Here is a 16,887-nt window from a genome sequence, read left to right as displayed (position 1 = left end):
GCCGCCCCCTAGTACGGGCGGAGATGTGTCTCTGTTCAACAGCTGGGCGTCTGTGTGGAAATTGTGAACCAGCTGTGAAGGAGGGTCACGAGTCGAACGAGTGCACCGTCGTCGTCCGGTACGTCCGACCCGGCCGGAGCACCGTCGACGGGAACGCCGGCTGGTTCGGCGAGTCCGGGAAGTGCTGGGTCTCCAGGCAGAGCGCGTCGCCCTGCCGGTAGATGCCGCCACCGGTGCCGACGAGGGTGCCGTCCAGGAAGTTGCCCGAGTAGAACTGCAGGCCCGGCTCGGTCGTCGCCACCTTCAGGGTGCGGCCCGAGGACGGGTCTCTGAGGGTCGCGACGTGCTCCGGCCGCCCGGTGATCCCCTTGTCGAGGACCCAGTTGTGGTCGAAGCCCTGGCCGTACAGGAGCTGTTGGTTCTCCTGCCGGACGTCCTCGGCGACCGTCTTCGTACGGCGGAAGTCGAAGGGGGTGCCCGCGACCGCGGCGAGCTCGCCGGTGGGGATCAGGCCCTTGTCGACCGGGGTGTAGCGGGACGCGGCGATGCTCAGCTCGTGGTCGTGGGCCGAGCCTCTGCCCTCGCCCGCCAGGTTCCAGTACACGTGACTGGTGAGGTTGACGACCGTGGCCTTGTCCGTGGTGGCCTCGTAGTCGATGCGCCAGTCGCCGCGCCTGGTGAGGGTGTACGTGACCTTGGTCCGCAGCGTGCCGGGGTAGCCCATCTCGCCGTCGGCGCCGGTGTAGCGGAGGACGAGGCCGACGTCCGGGCCGGAGGTGAAGCTCTCCACGTCCCAGACGCGCTTGTCGAAGCCCTTGGCTCCGCCGTGCAGGCTGTTCTCGCCGTCGTTGACGGAGAGCTGGTGGCTCTTGCCGTCGAGGCTGAACTTGCCTTTGTCGATGCGGTTTCCGTACCGGCCGATCAGCGCGCCGAAGTACGGGCTGGACGCCACGTAGTCCTCGATGTTGTCGAAGCCGAGCGACACGTTGGCGTAGCGGCCGCGGCGGTCCGGGAGTTCGAGGGACTGGACGATGCCGCCGTACGACAGGACCTTCAGACGGGTGCCGCCGTTCTCCAGCGACCAGCGGTAGATCTTGGTTCCGTCTGCGAGCTTGCCGAAGAGTTCCTTCACCGGCTTCCTGCCTCCCGAGGCGTGGGCCGTTCCTGCTGTTCCTGTTGTTCCTACGGTGACGGCGGTGAGTCCCGCGGCCGCCGTCGCGATGAAAGTGCGCCTGTTGCTCTCGAGCCTGTTCCTGTCGGGCCTGTTCCTTTCCACTGTGCGGCTCCTCCGAAGTGAGAAGGGCCCCGCGGAAACGTGCGTCCGCGGGGCCCGGCTGACTTACGAACCGACCTTGCGCTTGTTGTACACGTCGAAGCCGACCGCGGCGAGGAGCACCAGGCCCTTGATGACCTGCTGCCAGTCGGAGCCGACACCGACGAGGTTCATGCCGTTGTTCAGCACGCCCAGGACGACACCACCGATGATCGCGCCGAGGACCGTGCCCACGCCGCCGCTCATCGACGCGCCGCCGATGAACGAGGCCGCGATCGCCTCGAGTTCGAAGTTCACACCGGCCTTGGGCGAGGCCGCGTTGAAGCGGGCCGCGAAGACCAGACCCGCCAGCGCGGCCAGCATGCCCATGTTGAGGAAGACCAGGAAGGTGACCTTCTTGTCCCGCACACCGGACAGCTTGGCGGCGGGCAGGTTGCCGCCGATCGCGTACACGTGACGGCCGATGACGGCGTTGCGCATCACATAGCCGAAGCCGACGACGAGAACGCCGAGGATGATCAGCACCACCGGGGCGCCCTTGTAGCTGGCCAGCATCATCGTGACCGTGAGGACGGCGGCCGCCAGGGCCACGATCTTCAGGAGGAAGAGCTTGAAGGGCGGTACCTCGAGCGCGAACTCCTGCTGCCGCCTGCGGTCACGGACTTCCTGCAGCACCACGAACGCGATGACGACGAAGCCGAGCAGCAGCGTGAGGTTGTGGTAGTTGGTGTCCGGTCCGACCTCGGGAAGGAAGCCGTTGGCGGCCTTCTGCATGCCGGTGGGGAACGGGCCGAGCGTCTGGCCCTCGAGGAAGATCTCGGTCAGACCGCGGAAGAGCAGCATTCCGGCGAGGGTGACGATGAAGGATGGTATGCCGAGATACGCGATGAAGAACCCTTGCAGGGCCCCCGCGGCGGCGCCCAGGAGCAGGCACAGCACCACGGCCACCGGCCAGGCCACGTCGTGATTGACCATCAGTACGGCTGCCACCGCGCCCACGAACGCCGTGAGTGAGCCGACCGACAGGTCGATGTGGCCCGCGATGATGACGAGCATCATGCCGATGGCGAGGATCAGGATGTAGCTGTTCTGCAGCACCAGGTTGGAGACGTTGCGCGGCAGCAGCAGGTCGCCGTCCGTCCACACCGCGAACAGCACCACGATCAGGCCGAGCGCGATCAGCATGCCGTACTGCCGCATGTTGCGGCGCATGCCGTCCATCATCAACTGCAGCAGGCCGTCGCCCCCGGTCGACCCGCCCTTGCCGGCGGGCGCCGGGGTCGGGGTCTTTTCGGTCACATTCGCGCTCATCGCTCGTCCCTCTTGTCCTTCGTCATCTGGCGCATCAGCACTTCCTGCGTGGCCTCGGCCCGGGTGACCTCACCGGTCAGCCGGCCGGCGGCCATCGTGTAGATGCGGTCGCACATTCCGAGCAGTTCCGGCAGCTCGGAGGAGATGAAGACGACCGCCTTGCCCTCGGCGGCCAGTTTGTCGATGACCGTGTAGATCTCGAACTTGGCACCCACGTCGATCCCGCGGGTCGGCTCGTCCAGGATCAGCACGTCCGGCCCCGCGAAGATCCACTTGCTGAGGACGACCTTCTGCTGGTTGCCGCCCGACAGCTTGCCCACCGGTTCGAAGACGGTCGGTGCCTTGATGTTCATCGACTTGCGGAAGCCCTCGGCGACCTGCCGCTCCTTGTGCTCGTCGACGACACCGCGCTTGGCGACCTTCCCCAGGGCACTGAGGGAGATGTTGCGGTTGATCGTGTCGATGAGGTTGAGGCCGAAGTGCTTACGGTCCTCCGTGACGTACGCGATCCCGTGCTTGACCGCCTCGGGCACGGACTTCGTACGGATCTCGGTGCCGTCCTTGAGGACCGTGCCGCCCGCGTACCGGCCGTACGTGCGCCCGAAGACGCTCATCGCGAGCTCGGTGCGCCCGGCGCCCATGAGCCCCGCGATGCCGACGATCTCACCGCGCCGCACGGAGATCGACACGTCGTCGACCACCTTGCGCTGCTGGTCGATCGGGTGGTGCACGGTCCAGTTGCGGATCTCCAGGGCCGGAGCCGCGCCCACCTCGGTCTCGTGCGGGGTGCGCTCCGGGAAGCGGTGGTCGAGGTCGCGTCCGACCATGCCGCTGATGATCCGGTCCTCGGTGGTCTCCGCCGCCTTCACGTCGAGCGTCTCGATGGACCGCCCGTCGCGCAGGATCGTCACCGAGTCCGCGACCGTCTCGATCTCGTTCAGCTTGTGCGAAATGATGATCGAGGTGATGCCCTGCTCCTTCAGCCCCAGGATGAGCTGAAGGAGCTTGCCGCTGTCCTCGTCGTTCAGAGCCGCCGTCGGCTCGTCGAGGATCAGCAGCTTCACCTTCTTCGACAGCGCCTTCGCGATCTCGACGAGCTGCTGCTTGCCCACGCCGATGTCGGCGACACGGGTCTGCGGGTTCTCGTCGAGCCCGACCCGCCGCAGCAGCTCCGCCGCGTGCTTCAGCGTCTCGCTCCAGCTGATGAGCCCGCGCGTGGCGTGCTCGTTGCCGAGGAAGATGTTCTCCGCGATGGAGAGATACGGCACCAGGGCAAGCTCCTGGTGGATGATCACGATGCCGTGCTGCTCGCTCGCTCGGATGTCCTTGAACTCGCAGGACTCACCCTCGAAGAGGATGTCGCCCTCGTAGGTTCCGTGCGGATGGACGCCGGAGAGGACCTTCATCAAGGTCGACTTTCCGGCGCCGTTCTCACCGCAGATGGCGTGGACCTCGCCCGGGTGGACGCTCAGGGAGACGTCCGACAGCGCCTTGACGCCGGGAAAGGTCTTGACGATCGAGCGCATTTCCAGGACGGGTCCCGCCATGGTCGTGCCTTCCAATCCCTAGAAAACGGCGGTTGTTTAGAGGTCGCTTTCCTTGATGTAGCCGGAGTCGACGACAACTTCCTTGTAGTTGGACTTGTCGACGTTCACCGGGTCGAGCAGGAACGCGGGAACAACCTTCGCGCCGTTGTCGTAGGTCTCGGTGTCGTTCGTCTCGGGCTTCTTGTCGTTGAGGACGGCGTCGACCATCTGCGAGGCCACCTCGGCGAGCTTGCGGGTGTCCTTGTAGACCGTCTGCGTCTGCTCACCGGCGATGATCGACTTCACCGAGGCAACCTCGGCGTCCTGGCCCGTGACGATCGGCAGCGGCTTGGCCTTGGAGCCGTAGTCGTCCGACTTGAGCGCCGACAGGATGCCGATCGAGATGCCGTCGTACGGCGAGAGCACCGCGTCGACCCGCTCGCTCTTGTACGCCGAGGTCAGCAGGTCGTCCATGCGCTTCTGGGCGGTGCCGCCGTCCCAGCGCAGCGTGGTGACCTGGTTCAGCTTGGTCTGGCCCGACTGGACCACCAGCTGCTTCTTGTCGATGTAGGGCTGCAGGGCGTTCATCGCGCCCTGGAAGAAGTACTTGGTGTTGTTGTCGTCGTTCGAGCCCGCGAACAGCTCGACGTTGAAGGGGCCCTTCTTGGAGCCGTCCTTCAGACCGAGCTTCTCGACGATGTAGCCGCCCTGCAGCTCGCCGACCTTCTCGTTGTCGAACGACGCGTAGTAGTCGACGTTCGGCGAGTTGAGGATCAGGCGGTCGTAGGAGATCACCGGGATGTCGGCGTCCTTGGCCTGCTGGAGAACGCTGTCGAGCGACTTGTTGTCGATCGCCGCGATGATCAGCGCGGAGACGCCCTGCGTGATCATGTTCTCGATCTGCGAGACCTGGGTGTCGGTGTCGTCCTCGCCGTAGGCCAGCTTGGTCTTGTAGCCGGCCGCCTTCAGGTTCTTCACCACGTTGGCGCCATCGGCGATCCAGCGCTCGGAGGACTTGGTGGGCATCGCGATGCCGACCGTGGAGCCCTTCGTGTCTCCCTTGTCACCGCCCTCGCTGCCGCCCTCGCTGTCCTGCCCACAGGCGGACAGGGTGAGGGCCAGGGAGGCGGCCGCGGCTATCGCCGAGAGGGCTGCTTTGCGATTGCGCATGATCATCTTCCTCGATGTTTTGGACGGGGCTCGGTCTGGCCGTGCGAGATGGTACGAGGTCGTGCAGGAGAAAGACCGAGAAGAGGTGTGTCGGATTGTGTGCGGCTGCGTCGTCTTTTGTGAAGGGGGTGTGTTCGGAACGTTATGAGGGAATGTCGAACCGGTTGAGCTTGCCGGGCAGCCGCGAGCCGAGGGGTGCCATGTCGCCGTCCGCTCCGTGCCGTGCGAGCAGGTCCAGGGCGAGCCGACCGCGCCGCACTCTCTCCCGGGCGGTGGACAGGGTCACGTCCCGCAGGTGTAGACCATACGGGTAGATTGCCGGGGCTTTCGACAGGCCGAACTTCAGGTAGAGCGGCGCGCCGCGGCGGATCAGCTCGGCGACCTCGTACATGCGCACATAACCACCGAGATCGTCGGGGGCCTCGATGTACATGTCCATGGGCGCGGCGCTGACCCTGCGGATCTCCGTCAGGTGGTCGAGCGTGAGATCGCTGGGCACGTTGAGGGAGTCGCCGCCGAGCTGTTCGTACACGGCGTACGCGGCCGGGTTGACCGGACCGATCAGCGCGGAGACCTTGAGGGTCGTGTCCGCCGGAATGATCCCGGCGAGCCGGGCCCGGTGCAGGGTCCACAGCACGCCCTCGTCGGCCACGAGGAGGCACTTCACGCCCAACTCCGTTGCGCGGACGGCGTCTTCGATGCAGCCGGCCACCGCGTCATGACCGCGGGCACGCAGCCCGCCGCCGCGCGAGTCGGTACGCACCGAGCCGCCGATGTCCCACGTGCCGCGCGGGCCCGTGAAGAGGCAGAGCTCGATGTCACGCTCGTTCGTGGCCTCGACCATCTCGGTGATCTCGGCGTCGGTCAGCATCCAGACACCGCTGCCCTGGCTGATCCGGTGGATCGGCACATCGAGTCGCGAGGACTCCTTCAGGACCACGGCCAGTGCCTCGGGCCCCTCGACGGAGGGGACCTCGGTGCGCCAGCGGCCGCCTCCCGGGAAGGCGTGCGGTGAGGCGTCGGCGGGGGAGAGGTCGGGCGCGCCCAGGCCGAGCGCGGCGAGTGCCTGCTCACCGGGTCGACGGGCCGCCTTGGGAGAAGCGTCGGTCACTGGGCTGTCCTTAGCTTTGGAGAGGTTCACGTTCGGTATGTCGGACATGGTTCGTGTCGGTGGATGTACGCCGGTACGGAGCCGTCAGGTCTCCGTACCGGCGTACGGATCGGGGGGCGGCCGGGGCCGCGGGCCCTAAGGCCGCAGCAGCACCTTGCCGACCTTCGGATCGCCGGACCCCACCAGCTCGATGGCGTGAGCGAACTCGTCCAACGGCAGCTCGTGCGTGACCAGCGGAAGCGGATTGAGCAGACCTGCGCCGAAGACCCGCACCGTGTGCGCCCAGGCCTCGGGTGGCGCACCGAACACGGTGTGCACCTCCAGCTGCCGTACGACGAGATCGGTGGGGTCGAGTCCCTCGGCGCCCGGGGCCGGGATACCGGTGAGGACAAGACGCCCGCCGCGCCGGAGCAGGGAGGCGGCGGTGGTCGCGGCGGACGCCGACCCGGCCGTCTCGATCACGACATCGAAGTCGTCCGGCAGCTCCTCGTCCCGCGTACGGAACTCGGTGGCGCCGAAGGTCTTCGAGAGCTCCGCGCGGTCCGGGCGAGTGCCGACCACCAGGAGCTCCGAGGGCGAACCCGCCTTCAGGAACTGCACGGCGAACATGCCGAGCGTGCCCGTGCCGACGACGGCCACCCGCTCGCCGGGCCGCGCGTTCGCCTTGAGCGCGGCCGCAGCGATGCAGGCCGCGGGCTCCAGGAGCGCCGCCGCCGTCAGGTCGGCGTCGTCCGGCAGGACGTGCAGCAGCCTGGCGGGCAGCGTCAGCGTGGTGGCCATGGCGCCGGGCTGGGTGAAGCCCGTCTCCTCGTACCCCGCCGTGCACAACGTCGTCTCGCCCGCGTGGCACCGGTCGCAGACCTGGCAGTTGCGGAAGCCCTCCCCGACCACCTTGCGCCCCACGAGGCCCTCGGGAACCCCGGACCCGACCGCCTCCACCGTGCCGGACCACTCGTGCCCCGGCGTCAGCGGATAACGGACGTACCCCTCGGGCCGGTTGCCCTCGTACACCTCGCGGTCACTGCCGCAGATACCGCTCGCGTGGACCCGTACGAGGGCCTGGCCGGCGGCAGGCGCGGTGGCCTCATGGGGGGCCAGCCGGTGCTCGCCCGGCCCTTCGATGACGACCGCGATACTCACTTGGATCCCTTCGGCTGGCGCTTCTCCCAGCCGTCCGCGAACAGGTCGAAACGGGCCTGCTGCTGCGGGAACTCGGCCGCGGCCTCGGCGTCGAACTCGACACCCAGCCCCGGCTCGTCGGAGAGCTGGAAGTAGCCGTCGACGACCTGCGGGGCGCCCTTGACCAGCTTCTTGATCTCCGAGTCCGCGAAGTCGTTGAAGTGCTCCAGGATCTTGAAGTTCGGGGTGCAGCCCGCGACCTGGAGGGAGGCGGCCGTCAGAACCGGCCCGCCGACGTTGTGCGGGGCGACCAGCACGTAGTGGGCCTCGGCGGTCGCCGCCAGCTTGCGGGTCTCCAGGATGCCGCCGATGTGACCGACGTCCGGCTGGATGATGTCCGCGGCCTGCGACTCGAAGAGCTCGCGGAACTCGATCCGGTCGTGGATGCGCTCACCGGTCGCGATCGGCAGGTCCACCTTCTCGGCGACCTTCTCCAGCGCCTTGAGGTTCTCCGGCGGCACCGGCTCCTCCAGCCACGCGGGCTTGAAGGGCGCCAGCTCGCGCGCCAGCCGGACCGCCGTGGAGGGGGAGAACCGGCCGTGCATCTCCAGCATCAGCTCGGTCTCCGGGCCGATCGCGTCCCGTACCGCCTCGATCAGGGAGACCGCGTACAGCGTCTCCTTGTGGTCCAGTTCCATCCGCCCGGCCCCGAAGGGGTCGATCTTCAGCGCCTGGTAGCCGCGCTCCATGACGCCCTGGGCCGCCTTGTGGTACGCCTCGGGCGTCCGCTCGGTCGTGTACCAGCCGTTGGCGTACGCCTTGATCTTTCCGTCCGGATGGGCCAGGCCGCCCAGCAGCTGCCACACCGGAACGCCGAGGGCCTTGCCCTTGATGTCCAGGCAGGCCATCTCGACGACGGCGATGCCGGACATCACGATCTCGCCGGCCCGCCCGTAGTCGCCGTACTTCATGCGGCGGACCAGGTCCTCGACAGCGAAGGGGTCGGAGCCGAGAATGTGGTTGGCCTCCGCCTCCCGCAGATAGCCGATCAGCGCGTCGGTGTGGCCCAGCATGCGGGTCTCGCCGACTCCGGTGATGCCTTCGTCGGTGTGCACCTGGACATAGGTCAGGTTGCGCCAAGGCGTCCCGACCACGTGTGTGCTGATTCCGGTGATGCGCACGGAAATTGCCCCTTGTGTTCTTCGGCTCTGTTCGAAATTTCGTCACACGTTCGAAATCCTGTCGTGACAGTAAGGATGGGGCGGCGGCAGTGTCAATGGGTCGAACGCATAACGGTTTCGACGCGATGGCGCCGGATGGCGGCCGAATAGTCTGGCCTGCCCTCAACTCGTCATGCCGGAACGGGCAGTTCCATACACAACCTTCACAGCTGTCACTATGAACATGACCTTCCAGGAATTTAGTCTTCCCGCGTCATGGACTACTGCCACCCGTGCCAACGGCACCTCAATGGCGCCCTCGCTTGCCCGGGGTGCGGTACATCGGCCGAAGCGTGCCGGGAGTACGCGGCCTCTCTCGACGAGCGCGAGGACGTCGACGAACGCGAAGCCGATGCCGCGTCCGCGGGTGACGCCGTCCCGGGGGGCGGTCGGCGCCGTGGTGGTGGTCGTGGCCGTACGGGCAGGAGTGGGGGCGAGGGCGAGGGCCGGGCGGGTCGGCGGGATCGGCGGGCCGCGTTGCACCGGCGGCGGCGTAGGCGGGTGCTGTTCGTCGGAGCGGGACTGTTGCTTGCCGCGGGCGGTCTGAGCCTGGCGGAGCTCGGCATGGAGGCGCCCTCGTCGGAGCCGAAGGCGGCGGCCGCGGACGATGCGTCCGGCGGGTCCTCGGCTTCCGCGGACGGCTCGGCGGAAGCCGGTGACGGGTCGGGGTCTTCGGGGGTGGACTCGGGGTCTCCGGACGCGTCGGTGTCCGCGTCGGCCTCGAAGTCGGAGAAGCCCGAGAAGGACAAGAACAAGGACGAGGAGGACGGGAAGGACGCGGACAAGGAATCCGCCCGCCCGTCCGCGACGACGGACCCCGCTCCGCCGGCTCCCGCCCCGAACCCGACCACCTCGGGCGGCTCCACGCCCGCGAACCCGGGCGACCCGGACCCCGACCCGACCACGGAGGGGCCGAGCCCTGAGCCGAGTCCTTCGGATACGTGTACGCGGTTCCTGTGGTGGTGCTCTTAGCTGCCGCTGTGGCTGAGCGGTTGGGTGGTTGTTTTGTCTGCGGGTTGTTCTGGGCTGGTCGCGCAGTTCCCCGCGCCCCTGGGGTGTGTGGGGGGTCGGGGACGTGCCGGGGCATCCGAGCGCCGCTCTGAGGTGGTTGGGTGGGCCGGGAAGCGCGGCGCTCGGACGCCCGGCACGTCCCCTCACGCCGACGGAAGACTGCGGACGGGTGGGGGATGGGGTTACGACCCCGCCCCGTCCCCATGGACCTGCACTGTACGAACCGACGTCAGGCACCCGCTTTCAGGGGCGCGGGGAACTGCGCGACAAGCCCCCACAAACCCGCACTGTACGAACCGACGTGAGGCACCCCTCAAAAGCGGGGGCGGAGCCCCACGTGCTACAGGTCCGGCGGAGTATCCAGCATCCGCAGGAGTAGCCCCCGCAAAGACAACCGCTCCTCCCGGGAGAGCCCGGCAAGGGGCTCACGGGCGAAGTGGAGCGACTCCCGGAGACTCCGGGCAACCCGGCGTCCTTCCTCCGTGGCGGCGGCCAGCTTGATACGACGGTCGGTCGGGTCGGGCCGCCGCTCGACCAACCCGCGCGCCTCGAGCCGATCCACGATCCCGGTGACATTGGACGGCTCGCACTTCAGCTTCTGCGCCAGCCGCCGCATGGGCAACGGCTCCAGCGACAGCAGACTCAGCAACCGAGCCTGCGCCCCCGTCAGCGCATGCTCGGCGGCAGCCTCCTCGTACTCGTCGTGGTACCGGGCCACAACCGTGCCGATGAGGTCGACGACCTCGAGCGTCAGAGGGTCGATGCGAGCTGTCTTCTGCGTGGCCATGCACTCCAGGCTACCCCGATACTTGACATCATGAAATATTCAGCGGCATGGTTGTTTCAGGTACTGAAGTAATCTGAAGTATCAGAGCCGCTGCACTAGGAAAGGCCCAGCCTCATGACCGTTACGCCCGAGCTCCCCGCCACCAGCCGCGAATGGCATCTCGCCAGCCGCCCGGTCGGCTGGCCCAAGCCCGAGGACTTCGCCCTCGTCGAGGCCGAGGTCGAGCAGCCTGGTCCCGGCCAGGTCCTGGTGCGTAACAAGTACCTGTCCGTGGACCCGTACATGCGCGGCCGGATGAGCGCCGCCAAGTCGTACGTGGCCCCCTTCGAACTCGGCAAGGTCATGCAGGGCGGCGCCGTCGGCGAGGTCGTCGCCTCGGAGGCGGAGGGCATCGCCGTCGGCGATCACCTCCTGCACTTCTTCGGCTGGCGCGAGTACGCGGTGGTCGACGCCAAGCACGCCGTCAAGGTAGGCCCGGCCGCGGTGCCGGCCCTCAAGGTGGACCCGGACGCCGTGCCGCTGAGCACGTATCTCGGAGTGCTGGGCATGACCGGCCTGACCGCGTACGCCGGTCTGCTGCGTACCGCCTCCTTCAAGGAAGGCGACTCCGTGTTCGTGTCCGGCGCCGCCGGTGCCGTGGGCAGCCAGGTCGGCCAGATCGCCAAGCTCAAGGGCGCGTCGAGGGTCATCGGGTCCGCCGGCTCCGACGAGAAGGTCAAGCTCCTGGTGGAGGAGTACGGCTTCGACGCGGCGTTCAACTACAAGAACGGGCCGGTGAGTCAGCAGCTGCGCGAAGCCGCCCCCGACGGTGTCGACGTCTACTTCGACAATGTGGGCGGGGACCACCTGGAAGCCGCCATCGGGTCCCTCAACCGGGACGGCCGCATCGCTGTTTGCGGCATGATCTCCGTCTACAACAGCACGGAGCCCGTCCCCGGCCCGAAGAACCTCTCCCGTCTCATCCAGACCCGAGGCCGCATCGAGGGCTTCCTCGTCAACGACCACGCCGACCTCCAGCCGCAGTTCGTCCAGGAGGTCGGCGCGTGGGTCGCCTCCGGCGAGCTCAAGTACCGCGAGACCGTCGTCGAGGGCATCGAGAACAACCTGGAGGCGTTCTTCGGGGTCCTGCGCGGCGACAACACCGGCAAGATGATCGTCAAGCTCTGAGCCGTCCGGCAGACGAGCCGTCCGGCAGACCGCCGAGGAGGCCGCACCCGTGGTGATGGGGTGCGGCCTCCTGCGGCACCGCGCCCCGTAAGGGGCGCGGGGCTGTGACATATGCGGCTCCGCCGCGGGGCGCGACCAGCCCCCACCGGCCCGCAGGGTCATAGCCGTTCTTCCAGCGGAGCGCTCAGACGAGCGTGAGCGCCGCCCGGTGCACCGCCCGCACCAACCCGTCGTTCTCCGGTGCCGCGCCGCCCGGGAAGGCGATACGACGGCGCGTGTAGCCGTACGCCAGGCCGCTGCGCGGGTCGGCGAAGGCCTGGGAGCCGCCCGCGCCGCTGTGGCCGAACGTCCCGGCGCCCAGGAACGGGTGCCAGGTGTCCGCCGTGGCCTGGAAGCCGAGCCCGAAGGACTTGTGGGCGCGGGCCACCAGGTCGTAGCCGACGGAGTGGATCCGGCCGACCTCCGCGACCGTGTCCGGCTTGAGGAGGGGGGTTCGGCCGTCGAGCCCGCTGATCGCCGCCGCGTACATCCCGGCAAGGCCGCGCGCGGAGGCGACCCCGCCCGCCGACGCCGGGCCCTTGGCGCGCACCGTACGGGAGTTGGGGTGGCCCACCAGCGTCCCCGCCCCCGGCACATGCTCGTTGAACGCGATCGACGCCAGCGTGTGCGGACCCCTGGGCGCGGCGTCCAGCACGGCCTGCTGCGCCGGCGTGGGCGCCATCGGCTCCACGGAGCGGTAGCGGGGCTCCTCCGACTCGGGCAGCCCCAGGAAGAAGTCGAGCCCGTACGGGGCGCGGATCCGCTCCTCGTACACCTCCTGCAGCGTGCGGCCCGTCGCCCGGCGTACGACCTCGCCCGTCAGCGCGCCGATGACGAGTGCGTGATAGCCGAAGGCCGTGCCCGGGCGCCAGAACGGCCGCTGGGTCGCGAGCCGTTCGGCTATCAGGCGGTCGTCGGCCAGCTCGTCGAACGTGAAGCCCGCGTCGGATCCGACGACGCCCGCGCGGTGCGCGAGCAGTTCCCGCAGGGTCACCGCCTGCTTGCCCTCGGCCGCGAACTCCGGCCAGTAGTACGCCACTTCACGGTCGGGGTCGAGTGTCCCCTCCTGCATGAGCAGGGCGACCACCAGATGGGCCGCCCCCTTCGTGGACGAGAAGACACCGAACAGCGTGTCGGCGTCGGTCTCGGGGCCCGCCCAGAGATCCACGACCCGCCGCCCGTGGACGTACGCGCTCAACTGGCCCGCATAGTCGGGGCGTTCGGCGGCGAGGACGGCCGCGAACTCCTCGCGTACCGCCTCGAAGCCTTCGGCGACGGTGCCGTGGATCTCCTGTGTCATCGATGCTCTCCTCGGTTCACGGTTCCCCCGGGGATTTCGGGGGTTCGCTCAGGACACTGTCAACAAGGCGCGTGCGACCTGTGCGAATTCCCCCTTCGGGTGGTCGCGGAAGAGGGGCTCCGTGCCGAACAGGACGGCGTGCGGGCCGCTGACGACCGCCGCCTGGCCCGCCGCCTGCGCGGGTCCGCCGGTGCCGTCCTCCAGGGGGCGCCAGTGGCCGGAGACGAGCGGGTTCCCGGTCGCGTACGACTGCTCCACGCGGACTCCGGGCCCGAGGTCCGTGAACCAGACGGGCGCGTAGACGAAGCTGTGGTCCGGGGCGCCGGTGGTTACACCGCCGGTCGAATTCGCCACCCGCACAACGCCGTTGGCGTCTCCGTTGCCTTCCACGGGGTTCACGGCGAGCAGCTCCGTGGCGGCGTTGAGGGCCGCTCCGGTGGCTCCGCGGCCGACCAGCCCCTCGCGGGCCAGGAAGCCGTCCAGGGCGGTGCGTGCGGCCGTGTTGAGGCCCGCGTGGTTCAGTCCGGCCGAGGCGAACAGGACGTCCGCCTTCGACCAGTCGAAGCCCGCGTTGAGGATCGCTGTCGACACCGGCGTGACGTCGAAGTTCATCTCGCGGAGTGCGAACAGCTCGCCCGGTGTGACGGCCGCGGCAACCCGTACGCGGTGGAGCGGGGTGCCGCCGGTTTCCTTCGTCGCGTCGAAGGCGACGTCGTACCGCTTGGCGAGGGCCACCGCCTTCGCACGGGCCGAGGCGGGCACGATCACGCTGCCGTCGGACGCCTGGCGGACCGAAACCCCGTCCGCGAGAAGGGAGTTGAGGGCCGCGATCTCGCGTGCGTCGTCGAGACGCAGGCGGAGGGTGCCGCGGGGTGCCACGTAACCGACGCTCGCGGCCGCGTCGATCGCGCGGGCGGGGACGGAGAGCCTGGGGGTGTGTACGGAGTCGACCGTCGCGCCCCACAGCCGGCCCAGACTCCAGCCGGAGATGTCGTACATGATCGAAACCTTGTCGCTGATGTCCCGCCCGTCCGCCAGCAGCACGTTCGCCATACCGCGCTTGGGCTGGTGCAGGTCGACGATGTACGAGCCCTTCGCGTACGCCTTCCCGCCGAGCCTGAAGTCCTTTGTGGCGCGCCGGACCTGGACGTCGTTGGAGAGCAGGTGGTCGACCAGACGGGCCGCGGCGGTGGCCGAGCGCTGCGCCTTGCCGCCGCCCGCCGGGATGACGTACGCGCGGGGGAAGTCCGTCGTGTAGACGTCCTCCGGGCCGATGCCCGGCACGCCCGGCACCGTCTCCGGGGAGACCGGGACCTGGGCGGCGCCCGTCGCGCCCCGGCGGAAGACTTCGATCTGGTCGGCGATCAGCGAAGTCCTGTTTGCTTCTGCGTAGTCCAGGGTCGCTCGGATGGCCGCGCCCGCCACGTCCACGTTGATGGCCGAACGGCGGCGGAGTTCGTCGACGGAGAGCTCGTCGTACTCCTCGTTGTTGACCGCCAGCGGGATCTCCACCGTGTGCGCGGCGACCGTGCCGTGGAAGGCCGCGTACTGCGGGGTGAAGATCGGCGGCCAGTCGTCCCAGCCCTCCTCCTGGTCCCGGAAGGGGATCTGGGCGGGCTCGACGCCGTCCTTCTCGGGTGTGTAGCCGAGGCCGTTGACGGCGGCCTCCATGCCCAGCGCGTTGGCGTAGGTGTTCTTGAGGAAGAGGTCGTACTCGTAGTTCTCGCCGTGCGGCGGTGTCGTCGGCTCGATGAGGGTGCCGTTGACGTAACCGTGCGTGTCGACCATCACCGCGGGCTGCTTGTCGATCTCGATCTGGCGCATCGCGCGGACCTCGGGCTGCGAGGCGGTGACGAAGTCGCGGTTCATGTCGAAGCCGTTGGCGTTGGCGCGGGTGCCGGCGATACGGCCGTCCGGGTTCGCGGTGATGTTGAAGTAGACACGGTTGTGGTCGAGGAGGTCGGTGGTCTCGCTGTCCTTGGCCGTCGCGAGCCGCTCGATGAGTTCGAGAGACGCGTCCGTGCCCTCCCACTCGTTGCCGTGGATGTTGTTGTTGAAGAAGACGGGTGTTTTGTAGCGGGACTTGACCGCCGGGTCCTTCGCGGCGGCCGCGGGCGCGTTCTCGATCAGTTCCCGCATACGTTCCTGGGCGCGGGCCTGCCCCGACGACTCGGGCGCGGTGACGGTCACCAGGTAGAGGCGGTGGCCGCCCGCCGAGCGGCCCGCGACCTCCACGCTCACGCGGTCGCCGAGCCGCTGGAGGGCGTTCAGCTTCGGGACGATGGCGTGGTACGGGGTGAGGCCGAGCTTGATGGACTTGTCCGCCGGGTTCTCCGGGTCCGGGGTCAGCACCTGTTCGCGGGGGTAGCCGCGGGTGCCGGTGCCTCCGGCGGATTCGGTGAGTTCGGTGACCGGGGCGGTCAGGGCCCGGTCGGTCGTACTCTCCGGGGTGCGGGCGGCGCGGTCGGAGAGACCGGCCCCTTCACGTTCACGAACGGGGGGCTGTGGGGTGGGGTCGGCGACGGCGCCGTTCGGGGTGAGCAGGAGTGTGGCCGCCGCGGTGGCGGTGGCCGTGGCGATCAGGACGGGTCTCGGTAGCCGCACGCGTACCTCCGCTGAATGTGCCTGACTGTGCCTGACGTGAATGTGCATGACATCGGTACGCGGAGGTCTACCTGTTCGACTCCCGTGCAACAAGAGGGCGTTGGCGTCACAGTTGGCTCGGATGGCGCATGCCTCGGGACGCGGAGGGGGCATGCTGAGGGTGGCGCCGGCGCGACGGAGGGCCGGGGCGACAGGCACGTGCGTGAAGCCGTGCGTGACCGCGCGTGACGCTGTTCGTGAGGCGAGGAGAGCCCATGGCAACGATTCCGTCGCTCCCCAGCAGGGACGACGTCGCGCGTATCGCGCGCAACACGACCGATATCACCGGCCAACTCCTGGACACCGCCGGGAACATCACCCGCATCGCCATCAACACCTTCGACCCACGGGACGGTTCGGGGGCCGAGGTGCTACGGGTGTTGCGGGAGACCACCGCCGAACTGGCCGAGGCGAGTGCGTCGCCGGAGGCGCAGGAGGCGTTCTACCGGATCGTGGACACGCTGACGCGCCTGGGGACGAGCGGGGCGCCGCTCGCCGTGCATCCGGTGAGCGAGCCCGCGCAGGCGCTGCTCACGGCGCTCGGGGACAGTCTGCTGCCTGTCCTCGACGCGGTGGAGCCCGCGGTGGAGGAGGCCGCGGAGGCGTTGGGCGAACTGGTGGACGCGACATCGCCGCTGTTGCCCGCGGCGGCCGGGCTGGCGGCGGGTACGCTCCTCGCCCTCGCTCCGCTGATCCGGGCGGCCGCGGATGTGCTTCGGGACTCGTCCCCCGAACTCCGGCGGATCGCCGACGCGTTGACCGCGGCGCTGGCTCCGCTGCTGCCGTTGCAGGTGGCCCTGGCGGAGCGGGCGGCCACGGCGGGGGCGGGTGTGGTGCGAGCGGCGCTTCCTCCGCTGGCCGACCTCACGGAGGCGGCGGCGGCCGGGTTGAAGGCGGGGCGGCCGTTGCTGATCGCCGGCGAGGAGTTCCTGGTGTCCGGTTTCGAGCAACTCCAGCCTTTGCTGCTGGCGTCGGCCCATCGGGCGGGGAGGGTGGCTCGGGCGGCGGCGGTGCGGGCGTCCGCGGCGGTGTCGCCTGCGGCGGAGCGGGGGGTGGTGGTGGCGGTGCATTCGGTGTGACTGCGGGTGGGTGGTTGTTTGGGTGCGGGTGGGTGGGGGCTGGTCGCGCAGTTCCCCGCGCCCCTGGGGTGTGTGGGGGGTCGGGGACGTGCCGGGGCATCCGACCGCCACTCTGAGGTAGTCGGGTTGGC

13 protein-coding genes are annotated in these 16,887 nt (G+C 69.0%); 3 read left to right on the top strand and 10 right to left on the bottom strand.

The features are described 5' to 3' along the window. Positions 1-85: 85 nt before the first annotated feature. The 7 genes from ACTWQR_RS36165 to ACTWQR_RS36135 form a co-directional block, all read right to left on the bottom strand. Complete coding sequence (locus ACTWQR_RS36165) at positions 86-1,276, bottom strand: aldose epimerase family protein (RefSeq protein ID WP_443231468.1); 1,191 nt, start codon at positions 1,274-1,276, stop codon at positions 86-88. 63 nt (positions 1,277-1,339) lie between these two features. Continuing rightward, positions 1,340-2,584 (bottom strand): multiple monosaccharide ABC transporter permease, encoded by a 1,245-nt coding sequence (gene mmsB, locus ACTWQR_RS36160; RefSeq protein ID WP_443231467.1) that lies wholly within the window; start codon positions 2,582-2,584, stop codon positions 1,340-1,342. Beyond that, entirely contained in the window at positions 2,581-4,131 is a 1,551-nt protein-coding gene (gene mmsA, locus ACTWQR_RS36155) for a multiple monosaccharide ABC transporter ATP-binding protein (RefSeq protein WP_443231466.1), read from the bottom strand. The genes mmsB and mmsA overlap by 4 nt, the downstream gene beginning before the upstream one ends. Before the next feature lie 36 nt (positions 4,132-4,167). Further along, entirely contained in the window at positions 4,168-5,280 is a 1,113-nt protein-coding gene (gene chvE, locus ACTWQR_RS36150; RefSeq protein ID WP_443231465.1) for a multiple monosaccharide ABC transporter substrate-binding protein, read from the bottom strand. Between the two features lie 142 nt (positions 5,281-5,422). Further along, positions 5,423-6,391: a hypothetical protein gene (locus ACTWQR_RS36145; RefSeq protein ID WP_443231464.1), complete on the bottom strand. Its 969-nt coding sequence runs from the start codon at positions 6,389-6,391 to the stop codon at positions 5,423-5,425. 135 nt (positions 6,392-6,526) lie between these two features. Then, complete coding sequence (locus tag ACTWQR_RS36140; RefSeq protein ID WP_443231463.1) at positions 6,527-7,531, bottom strand: zinc-dependent alcohol dehydrogenase; 1,005 nt, start codon at positions 7,529-7,531, stop codon at positions 6,527-6,529. Beyond that, positions 7,528-8,691, bottom strand: coding sequence for a mandelate racemase/muconate lactonizing enzyme family protein (locus ACTWQR_RS36135; RefSeq protein ID WP_443231462.1), 1,164 nt, complete (start codon positions 8,689-8,691; stop codon positions 7,528-7,530). The genes ACTWQR_RS36140 and ACTWQR_RS36135 overlap by 4 nt, the downstream gene beginning before the upstream one ends. Positions 8,692-8,946: 255 nt before the next feature. Between ACTWQR_RS36135 and ACTWQR_RS36130 the strand changes: the two genes are divergently transcribed. After that, positions 8,947-9,702, top strand: coding sequence for an SCO2400 family protein (locus ACTWQR_RS36130; RefSeq protein WP_443231461.1), 756 nt, complete (start codon positions 8,947-8,949; stop codon positions 9,700-9,702). A 379-nt stretch (positions 9,703-10,081) separates the two neighbouring features. On the opposite strand, the gene ACTWQR_RS36125 is transcribed toward ACTWQR_RS36130, so the two are convergent. Further along, positions 10,082-10,528, bottom strand: coding sequence for a MarR family winged helix-turn-helix transcriptional regulator (locus ACTWQR_RS36125; RefSeq protein WP_443231460.1), 447 nt, complete (start codon positions 10,526-10,528; stop codon positions 10,082-10,084). A 114-nt stretch (positions 10,529-10,642) separates the two neighbouring features. On the opposite strand from ACTWQR_RS36125, the gene ACTWQR_RS36120 reads away from it, so the two are divergent. Then, a complete protein-coding gene (locus ACTWQR_RS36120; protein WP_443231459.1) occupies positions 10,643-11,695 on the top strand; it encodes an NADP-dependent oxidoreductase in 1,053 nt (350 codons plus the stop codon). 184 nt (positions 11,696-11,879) lie between these two features. Here the strand turns inward: ACTWQR_RS36120 and ACTWQR_RS36115 are convergent, their stop codons facing one another. Together ACTWQR_RS36115 and ACTWQR_RS36110 are read right to left on the bottom strand one after the other, a co-directional pair. Beyond that, the gene (locus tag ACTWQR_RS36115; protein ID WP_443231458.1) at positions 11,880-13,034 is read right to left on the bottom strand and encodes a serine hydrolase domain-containing protein; all 1,155 of its coding nucleotides are present in this window, start codon (positions 13,032-13,034) and stop codon (positions 11,880-11,882) included. A gap of 48 nt (positions 13,035-13,082) precedes the next feature. Further along, positions 13,083-15,638, bottom strand: a complete 2,556-nt coding sequence (locus tag ACTWQR_RS36110) for a M14 family zinc carboxypeptidase (RefSeq protein ID WP_443231457.1) — start codon at positions 15,636-15,638, stop codon at positions 13,083-13,085. Between the two features lie 254 nt (positions 15,639-15,892). On the opposite strand from ACTWQR_RS36110, the gene ACTWQR_RS36105 reads away from it, so the two are divergent. Next, positions 15,893-16,756 (top strand): hypothetical protein, encoded by an 864-nt coding sequence (locus ACTWQR_RS36105; protein ID WP_443231456.1) that lies wholly within the window; start codon positions 15,893-15,895, stop codon positions 16,754-16,756. Positions 16,757-16,887 lie beyond the last annotated feature (131 nt).

The organism is Streptomyces sp. 2A115 (assembly GCF_052245575.1).
GTDB lineage: Bacteria > Actinomycetota > Actinomycetes > Streptomycetales > Streptomycetaceae > Streptomyces.
This window is presented reverse-complemented; position numbering and strand designations above follow the sequence as displayed.

Coding starts and splice junctions, on each gene's coding strand:
- ACTWQR_RS36105 (WP_443231456.1), top strand. CDS start 15,893: ATGGCAACGATTCCGTCGCTCCCCAGCAGGGACGACGTCGCGCGTATC.
- chvE (WP_443231465.1), bottom strand. CDS start 5,280: ATGCGCAATCGCAAAGCAGCCCTCTCGGCGATAGCCGCGGCCGCCTCC.
- mmsB (WP_443231467.1), bottom strand. CDS start 2,584: ATGAGCGCGAATGTGACCGAAAAGACCCCGACCCCGGCGCCCGCCGGC.
- ACTWQR_RS36115 (WP_443231458.1), bottom strand. CDS start 13,034: ATGACACAGGAGATCCACGGCACCGTCGCCGAAGGCTTCGAGGCGGTA.
- mmsA (WP_443231466.1), bottom strand. CDS start 4,131: ATGGCGGGACCCGTCCTGGAAATGCGCTCGATCGTCAAGACCTTTCCC.
- ACTWQR_RS36130 (WP_443231461.1), top strand. CDS start 8,947: ATGGACTACTGCCACCCGTGCCAACGGCACCTCAATGGCGCCCTCGCT.
- ACTWQR_RS36120 (WP_443231459.1), top strand. CDS start 10,643: ATGACCGTTACGCCCGAGCTCCCCGCCACCAGCCGCGAATGGCATCTC.
- ACTWQR_RS36125 (WP_443231460.1), bottom strand. CDS start 10,528: ATGGCCACGCAGAAGACAGCTCGCATCGACCCTCTGACGCTCGAGGTC.